The organism is Lactiplantibacillus garii, from assembly GCF_003885105.1.
Taxonomy (GTDB): Bacteria; Bacillota; Bacilli; order Lactobacillales; family Lactobacillaceae; genus Lactiplantibacillus; species Lactiplantibacillus garii.
In genome coordinates this window covers 1-8441 of sequence record NZ_QWZQ01000067.1, presented here as the reverse complement: position 1 = coordinate 8441, position 8441 = coordinate 1, and the positions used below count along the sequence as shown (strand labels likewise).

8 protein-coding genes are annotated in these 8441 nt (G+C 39.2%); 3 read left to right on the top strand and 5 right to left on the bottom strand.

The window, feature by feature from the left end; translation table 11 throughout:
- Positions 1–367, bottom strand: a 367-nt coding sequence (locus D1831_RS13340) for a ParA family protein (protein ID WP_148096379.1), incomplete at its 3' end; no start/stop codon positions are given.
- A gap of 188 nt (positions 368–555) precedes the next feature.
- Between D1831_RS13340 and D1831_RS14705 the strand changes: the two genes are divergently transcribed.
- The 3 genes from D1831_RS14705 to D1831_RS14695 all read left to right on the top strand — a co-directional run bounded on the left by D1831_RS14705 (position 556) and on the right by D1831_RS14695 (position 2435).
- Positions 556–783, top strand: a complete 228-nt coding sequence (locus tag D1831_RS14705) for a hypothetical protein (protein ID WP_071665542.1) — start codon at positions 556–558, stop codon at positions 781–783.
- Positions 784–884: 101 nt separating this feature from the next.
- The gene (locus tag D1831_RS14700) at positions 885–1253 is read left to right on the top strand and encodes a hypothetical protein (protein ID WP_225422897.1); all 369 of its coding nucleotides are present in this window, start codon (positions 885–887) and stop codon (positions 1251–1253) included.
- 12 nt (positions 1254–1265) lie between these two features.
- A complete protein-coding gene (locus D1831_RS14695) occupies positions 1266–2435 on the top strand; it encodes a glycoside hydrolase domain-containing protein (protein ID WP_225422898.1) in 1170 nt (389 codons plus the stop codon).
- A 71-nt stretch (positions 2436–2506) separates the two neighbouring features.
- On the opposite strand, the gene D1831_RS13330 is transcribed toward D1831_RS14695, so the two are convergent.
- The 4 genes from D1831_RS13330 to D1831_RS13315 form a co-directional block, all read right to left on the bottom strand.
- Positions 2507–3043, bottom strand: coding sequence for a hypothetical protein (locus tag D1831_RS13330; RefSeq protein WP_125073351.1), 537 nt, complete (start codon positions 3041–3043; stop codon positions 2507–2509).
- Between the two features lie 669 nt (positions 3044–3712).
- The gene (locus D1831_RS13325) at positions 3713–4267 is read right to left on the bottom strand and encodes a recombinase family protein (RefSeq protein ID WP_020923829.1); all 555 of its coding nucleotides are present in this window, start codon (positions 4265–4267) and stop codon (positions 3713–3715) included.
- Between the two features lie 374 nt (positions 4268–4641).
- Positions 4642–5079 (bottom strand): MarR family winged helix-turn-helix transcriptional regulator, encoded by a 438-nt coding sequence (locus D1831_RS13320; RefSeq protein ID WP_125073350.1) that lies wholly within the window; start codon positions 5077–5079, stop codon positions 4642–4644.
- Positions 5080–5090: 11 nt separating this feature from the next.
- Entirely contained in the window at positions 5091–8054 is a 2964-nt protein-coding gene (locus tag D1831_RS13315; protein WP_125073349.1) for a glycoside hydrolase family 68 protein, read from the bottom strand.
- Positions 8055–8441 lie beyond the last annotated feature (387 nt).

Genomic DNA, 8441 nt, shown 5'->3' with positions numbered 1-8441 from the left:
CTATTAATACATAGTCAAATTTTTTCAGTTTGTCATAATTGTCTGAGAACCACATGTACATTAGTAATTCTTTGTTGGCTCTCGTTTGAAGATCATTGTTGACCATATCTAAATTCATAGAAGCAGGAATAATTGATAAGTTTTTGTGCAATTCAATAATTTCTACTTTTTCACTATCTTTTGTAAAAATGTTAGCTAAGGTGCCATGGTCTTTATAAATATCATAGGTTTGGGTCAGACTGCATTGGTGGTCGCTATCAATCAGCAAAACGTTATAGCCTTTGCTAGACAGCCATTCACTATAATTGAAAGTTAAGGTTGTTTTGCCAACCCCTCCCTTAATAGCAGAAAAAGTAATTATTTTCATAGGGCGCCTCCTTGTTTACAGTTAAAGCATATCATAGCATGATATGATATGCAATGACTGAATATAGCACAGCATGTTTTTTTCTTTGTTGTGTATGTTTGCTAATGTCCGTCTTTCTAGTAGCTTCTGGTCGGTTGTGGTCTCACCGAAATGATTTAAATAAGTAAATGGCCAATTGTTAGGTAGTAATGGTTGATATTCAAGGTGAGGGGTTTGGTAATGCCACCCGGAAGGCGGTAGATGGCTTCGTTGCAAATTTGAAGCTTAATTATAAAGGTAATGTTGCCAAGCTAATTCAAGGAGCCTTTTGGTGCAAAGGAATTTCACCAAATGATTTTTCAACTGTTTATTCGGCTGATACGATAGCAGCAGTTAAGAAATTACAAAGTGATGCTGGTATTACTGCCAATGGTTAAATGCCAATTATGAGAGTTATATTGGTATTAGACCTTGTGATGGAATCTATCAGCGCGACACAAATGAGGCACTAATCTATGCTCTCCAGGCTATCGAAGGTATGTCACCCAGTGAGGCCAATGGTTATTACGGTAATCAAACTATTGCTTTGACGCCCACTGTCAAGGTCGGCGAGCATGGTAATATCGTTAAACTAATTCAGTATGGGCTTTATGTGAATAACTACTATCAGTCTGGAGCCTTTGATGGGTATTTCAGCACTACTGTTGCAAATGAGATTGTGGCTTTTAGGAAGTTTATGATTTTACCCGATGGCTCATTAAGTAGTGCCTCGACTTATTCAGGCGTAGCTGATTTGCGAGTGATTAAAGGACTTCTAACTAGTAATGGTGATACCGGTCGAGATTCTAATACCTTTGATTGCGCAACCCAACTGACAGATACTAGTATGATTCAACGGCTGTACTAAGCTGGTTTTTCAATCGTTGGCCGTTACTTAACGGGATCTGTCGGAACGGGTAGTGCCAAAAAAGCCAAGAACTTGACATCTGATGAAATTAGTAAATTAACTGCTGCGGGTTTTTCGATTTTTCCTATCTATGAGGACGGTGGGTATGAAGTTAGTTATTTCACTGAATCACAAGGAACTAAAGACGCATACCTAGCAGCATATGCGGCTCGTGCGCTCGGCTTTCCAGACGGTACCGTGATCTACTTTGCAGCGGACTTAGATTTACAGGATGGAGACATCGAGGGTACGGTTATTGCGTACTTGCAAGCCGTACGAGCATCACTAACTGACTTAGGCTATAAAACTGGGTTATATGGGACACGGAATGTTTGCCTACATGCGGCAGAAAGTATGGGAATTTCGAATTTCTTTGTGGCTAATATGTCTTATGGATGGAGCGGTAACCTCGGGTTTCCAATGCCCAAGAATTGGTGCTTCGATCAATTTGTAGAGTATACTACTGGTTCTGGTGTTGACATTGACCAAGATGCATCATCTGGTCGTGATAGTGGGACTAGAAAATTTAAAAGTACAGGTGGTGTCACCGCTGATGAAGCGCTTAAATATATTTTAGGGAATACGAACCTGCAAATTGGTGGGAAATACGTTCAAACTATTGGGCCGTTTAAGGTTACCTGGCTTGCTACTAATGAAGTAGCTGATAAATCAAGTTCAAACATTGTGACTATTTCAAATAACGAATTACCGGAAGCTGATCTAACAGCTATTCTAGAAACAAAGTATAAACTTCCATATTGGATTGGGCATTTAACTGTTGATGGTATTGGAAAATGGGGGATTTCAGAGAAAATAAAGAAAGGAAATTTTGAGTTAGAAATTGGTGATAGTAAGGACGGTGAGTTTAGTTTTAAGTTGAAATATTATGTCTATCAAGTTGAAAAAGGCCCATTAAGCGAGACCTTAACAATTGAAATTGATGTTACTTTCAACAAGAGCGACTTTGATAACTGGCCTACCTACGACCCTGCTGAATCATTTGGGATAACATTAGCCGCTACCCTTTCAGTAGCTGTAATTATTTCAATGGCGCCTGCAATTGCTGGTTCAGCGTCTGCTGCGGGTGTTGTCGCAGCATTTGTAGCACTTGCCACAAAATTTTTAACGAATAATAAAGGATAAGATAAAAAATTTAGATAAAAAAGAACAAGGTGAGAAACCAAAATTAGTTTCTCACCTTGTTCTTTGAGCACTCAGATTCCTGTACCAAACCATCCTATAACCAACGATAGTAACAATAAAGAGTAAGATTGTAAATGGTACTTAAATAAGGCTTTGTGATCTTGTTCGTTTGGTAGTAGGAAAGCTTGTTTTTCAATAGGCTGCTCATGCCAAATAGGTTGTTGTTTCCAAAAATGATATAGCTGTTGGGGAAGTGCTATCGTGGGTGGAATAGCAATCATAAAGCCAATGATTGCTGGTCGGATTTGGATGATACTATTTCCGAAAGCAACTATGTACCAGAGCCACATGAGCGAACCATAAAAGCAACCTCTAGCAACTGTAAACTCTAGCCAGAAGAGTAGTTCGTTTTTTAGGGAGCTTCTACGATACGTTTGAAGGACTTTTTTCTTGATCTGTTTCATCTTTTGACGGGAATCGCTTTTTTTTAGAAAGAGGCCCCAAAAATATAACTCGTCTGATCTTGTATAGTACATAATTTTTTTTCGAATCTTACCAAGAAATATGAGTAAAACAAACTCAACTAATAAGATCAATAATGGTAACATCAATTTTGGGCCTCCTTAAAAAGGTACACTTATCCAGTCGCTGGTAGTTACTTATCGTGAATGTTAGAGTTATACTATTGCTGATTTTAACAACCGAAATTTTAATAGTTAATTCAGTTGGCGCCAACGTGGTATTTATTAATTTGGGCCACAATAGCCGACTACATCTATAAATGACATGGTATCATACTATTTATAGATGTAGGTTGCTAATGAATCTTTTAATCGATGGTTATGTTGGTTTTTCTCAAACAGTCCAACTTTAACCATGTAACAATTAATGAGATCATAGCAGCACTTGAACCTATTAATCAACGGCCATTGAAAACTATCGGACTTATTCGGATTAAATTTGCAATCTACCCTATGACAACACCACCTTAACAAATCATAATTTGGATAATAGTATGTTCCATTTGAAAGCTAAGCCTTATAATTAGCATAGGGTTAATAGCTCTAATCAAAATACCCACAAAAGGCCTGCTCAACTAACAATTGAGTAGGCCTTTTGTAGTACAAATTAATCCTTATCACAACTAACCTCAATAGCACGACAGGTATAAATAGTGCCTAAAATCCCTAAATAAATTTCTCTCACAACTGTTTAATAAAGCGGCAATCCCCGTTGTACGTGATTAATTAAACAGTCAATTCTTAAAACACCTATTTTTAAATCGACTTAAACCTTCGCTGTTGCGTGCGTTTACTAATCCCCGTCTTTCGTTCAATCATCTTATAAGTCATGCCTTGTTTTCGCAACTCATAAGCAAACCTGATCTGTTCATCAGAATACGTTTTCGGTCGCCCTTCCCGAAACAACGGATCATGTTGCTTGGCATACAATTTACCTTCTTGTGTGCGCGTGACAATCATATCGCGTTCAAACTGCGCAAAGGCGCTAAATATTGTAAAGACTAGTTGTCCAGTCGGCGTATTGTCAATTAAGCCCATATTCAAAATGTTGACTTTGACATTTTCTTTAAACAACTCTTGGATAATGGCTAAGGCCTCGCGTGTGTTCCGCGCAAACCGATCCAACTTAGTAACAATCAAAGTATCGCCTGTTTTTAGAACGCGCAACAGTTTTTGAAACTCCGGTCGTTCGGTAGTTGTGCCGGTAAACTTTTCCTGAAAGATTTTTTCTGCTCCTGCCAATTTTAGTAACTCAATTTGATTTGCTAATTTTTGATCAGTGGTACTGACCCGCGCATAGCCATATTTCATCTTTTTATCTCCTTACTTATGTCATTAAGTAATGACACGGTTCTAACCCTTTAATTATACAGCATCAAAAAACAGGCCACAACTGTTAAGTTGTGACCTGACTTGTTCTATCTAAACACTTTACTCATTATATATTCAAGACGTCCAAAAAATTGCATCTAATATATCTAAGCCCTTTAACGGGGAGACACTTTGCCACTTGCAATGCTCGATTAATTACTTAGGTATACAAAATGATATTGTCACGAGCCAAAAATAATCTTAATGTTTAAATTTTCTTCACTTCAACAAAAGACCGGTCTGCCAAAACCCAAAGATTTTAACAGACTGATCTTTATTTACATTAGTACATCTTGACTTATCTTGAAAAAACTTTAATTTATCCTAGCAAGTTGTTGTAACAAAGCTTCCACTTGTTTAGTCAACTTCTCCAGATTGTGACTCTGGTTGAAAGCTTTTAAGTTCGCTTGCACTTGCCGAACACCTTCCTGGACCCTTTCTTGGCCATTAACAGTCAAAGATAGCCAAACAATTCGTCGATCATTTGGATTCACTTGTGATTGAATTAAATTATCTTGAATCAATCGCCAAGTATTCCTGGAAATTAGTGTGCGCGTGACCGTGAATGCATCAGCTAATTCACTAGCAGTAGCTTGCCCATGTTGTTCAAGATAGACTAATATTCCCCACTCACGCATTGAAAAGTCAGTTTTGGCCAGTCCTTGCACTAACATCTGGTATGCCTGATTCTGAATAGCTTGCAGGGTTGTTAAGCTCTCAAACTGGTTCTTAGTTTGCCGATGATTTAGCATATAATATCATCCTATTCTTTGCGCTGCCGCTTAGTCATTCTGAAGAGTCCTAACAAACTACTCATGGCTAATAGTAATAAGCCACTCAGCGTCATGTGTTGTTGATCAGTTGCACCAGTTTGAGGCAACTGTGGATCCACAAAATTAGTAGCCGCTGCTTGACCAGCCTGAACCGGATTTGTTGGAGTAGTTGGCTTGCTTGGTTCAGTTGGGGCGGTTTCGGCAGTGCCCGTGGTACCTGGAGTACCGGCAGTGCCCGTGGTACCTGGAGTACCGGCAGTGCCCGTGGTACCTGGAGTACCGGCAGTGCCCGTGGTACCTGGAGTACCGGCAGTGCCCGTGGTACCTGGAGTACCGGCAGTGCCCGTGGTACCTGGAGTACCGGCAGTGCCCGTGGTACCTGGAGTACCGGCAGTGCCCGTGGTACCTGGAGTACCGGCAGTGCCCGCGGTACCTGGAGTGCCCGCGGTACCTGGAGTGCCCGCGGTACCTGGAGTGCCCGCGGTACCTGGAGTGCCCGCGGTACCTGGAGTACCGGCAGTTCCGGTCTTTGGTTGATCTGGTTGATGAGGCTTTAATCCTAAGCCAGAACTTCTGTTAATCAAACTCCAGTCAACCGGCTTACCCCATTCACCCGGTAAGGCGGCACTGTTAACTGCACCTTCTTTAAGAACACCAAGCATATTATCGTTCCGACTAGAGTCGTCCCATACCCAGTCACCTTGGTTAGTTGCACGTGCTAATACAGTTGTCGTGTCATCTGGATTGATTTGTACTATATAACTTGGTGCCCAAGTTGCATAGTTTCCTTCACCTGAAGCAAAGTCCTTGTTACTCATGTAAGAAGTAATTAGTACTTGATCAGGGTGACCTTCTACAGGTACTGCATAGTAGGAATAAGTAGCAGTACGCCAGTTTGCAGGTACTGATGCAGTTAATACGACACCTGAGTTATTTAATGGCTTGTACTTACCCATCAAGTTATCAGAAACATAACCGATCATAGCAACATTATCACCAACGATTGTATTATCTTTAGCGGTTAATTCACGATCGGAACCACGACTTACACGAGTTACGGAGAAGAGATAATACTTATCACCAAGCTTAACTACGTTTGGTCGTTCAACTTCGTCACTAGCCATTAATGTGGATACTAATGGTGAATAAACCTCTTCAACCTTTGGATTGGTTTGGTCATTGTTAAGCTTTAGGATACCAAGAGCCCCATTAGCTAAACCGGCTAATTCACGGTCCTCCTTGTTGTTCAGAAGTTTAAAGAAACTCTTGATATTAAAAGCATCATTGCCGCCATAGTTAGCCCAATTATAAATTTGATCATCACTTTGGTAATCTTCCGTTCCCGTATTGGCTTCGAATACTAAGTAACGATCACCATTTTCTAATTGCACAACGTGAGGGTCTCGGAGACAATAATCGTCGTTCTTACGATCCTTCCCGTTTGCGAATTGTTCATAGGTCTGATAGTGGAAACCATCACCTTCAAACAAAACATGGTAATTGTCAACACTCTTAATTGAGACACCATTATCATCTACATCAAGATTTAGTGTTGCAGTAGCAAGTCGTTGATCGTTTAACTTGTAATCAGAGGTATCGTTTGAAGTGAAGAATAATTGAATTGTGCCATTATCATTTACAATAGCTGACCCGGACCATTCTTGGTATACGTTATTTTCGTTAGTACCAAAAATTGAGCCCGCATTACGCCAATGTGAAAAGTCGTTATCACCATATTTATTGTAAAGAAGGTAAATATGATTATCACCGTTTGGTGAATTAGGAATACCCATCATCGCAATAACTAGTTGATAACCCTTGTAATTAGACACATAACCTGTGACAGGATCTTGTACTGGCCAAGAATCCCAAACATCAAGATGAGCCATTTTGCCAGTTTGGGCATCGACAGTATATGAGGCAGGCATATTCTTGATTTCCTTAGCATTAAAGTAAGGAACGGCATATTGCGGGTCTTGCTTTACAATTGCATTACCAATTTCTTCTAAGTCATTAAAAGTTAATTTTTCACTTTTTTCAGCAGACTTAGAGAAGTTAATTTTATTTAGTTCGTTAATTTGTTCATCGGTTAAACTACCAGCATCAATCTTAGCATTTTGAACGGCTTTAGCTGCTTCGTGATTTAACTTCTTTAAGTTTGCTTGAGTAGCAGCTGATGGTTGTTCATTATTAGTTTGCTTTAATTGACTATTATCATTTTCTGTGTTGCTAGTATTTTTATTTTCGTCAACAACGGCAGTTTTAGTATTGTTAGCAACAGATGATTCTTGCTTTGTCGAGCCACTAGTTGCATTATCGTTAGCAACAGATGATTCTTGCTTTGTCGAGCCACTGGTTGCATTATCGTTAGTACTGATAATCTTCCCATCAACATTAGCTTGGCGATCAATGTTAACGTTAGCAGTGCCGTCGTATTTATTGTTCTTAACAGCATCAGCGTGGGCGGTTACTTCTGCTGATGTTTGTGAATCAGCATTTGCAACACCTGCAACACCTGCAGTAGTGATCGCAGCCGTTTCAGCCTTTGCTGCACTGCTACTACTTTCACTAGTCGTTTCGGCCTTCACTGCATTGCTACTACTTTCACTAGTCGTTTCGGCCTTCACTGCATTGCTACTACTTTCACTAGTCGTTTCGGCCTTCACTGCATTGCTACTACTTGCACTAGTCGTTTCGTCCTTTGCTGCACTGCTACTACTTTCACTGATTGCATCGGTCCTCACTGCACTGCTTGAGGTGCTGGTGGCTGTCACATCAGCTGACACTGGCTGGCTGGTAACTAGCATCCCTAATCCCAGCGAAAATAATGAAATCCCCATGACAGCCCAATTCTTACCGCATTTATATAATTTATAATGCGTTTTAGTCTCTCCAAAATAATTATTCCTTAACATAAAAGAACCTACCTTTCTCACTTTTTTATTTGAAATCATGCTAAAGTCCCATTATTAATTAAGTAGTCTTAATAAATCACGTTTATAATAGCATATTTAAACTTTAAATTTAACTATATGTTAAGTAAAAATTGTACATTTTTTCGTTGAGGAATTTATAACTAACTAGTTGAGCGAATAAGGTTACATAATTGTTTTAAAAAATTGCTGATACTATAAAGATTCTGATTTTTCAACTTTTAACCAGTATAACAATGTCAAATTAATCGACTATCTTAACTATTCCATAGATATGTTCTCATACAACATTTCTTGACAATTATGAAATAGTTTTAAATGAAAAACATCAGTCAATAATTCTCAGAATTATATAATAAAGTCTTAATTCAACATCAAAAAACTAAAAAAGTTACATTTAAAAATAGA

What these genes read in the sequence shown, in the direction of transcription:
- D1831_RS13320 (WP_125073350.1), bottom strand. Translation starts at nt 5,079, where the DNA reads ATGCTAAATCATCGGCAAACTAAGAACCAGTTTGAGAGCTTAACAACC.
- D1831_RS13325 (WP_020923829.1), bottom strand. Translation starts at nt 4,267, where the DNA reads ATGAAATATGGCTATGCGCGGGTCAGTACCACTGATCAAAAATTAGCA.
- D1831_RS13330 (WP_125073351.1), bottom strand. Translation starts at nt 3,043, where the DNA reads ATGTTACCATTATTGATCTTATTAGTTGAGTTTGTTTTACTCATATTT.
- D1831_RS13315 (WP_125073349.1), bottom strand. Translation starts at nt 8,054, where the DNA reads ATGATTTCAAATAAAAAAGTGAGAAAGGTAGGTTCTTTTATGTTAAGG.
- D1831_RS14705 (WP_071665542.1), top strand. Translation starts at nt 556, where the DNA reads ATGGTTGATATTCAAGGTGAGGGGTTTGGTAATGCCACCCGGAAGGCG.
- D1831_RS14700 (WP_225422897.1), top strand. Translation starts at nt 885, where the DNA reads ATGTCACCCAGTGAGGCCAATGGTTATTACGGTAATCAAACTATTGCT.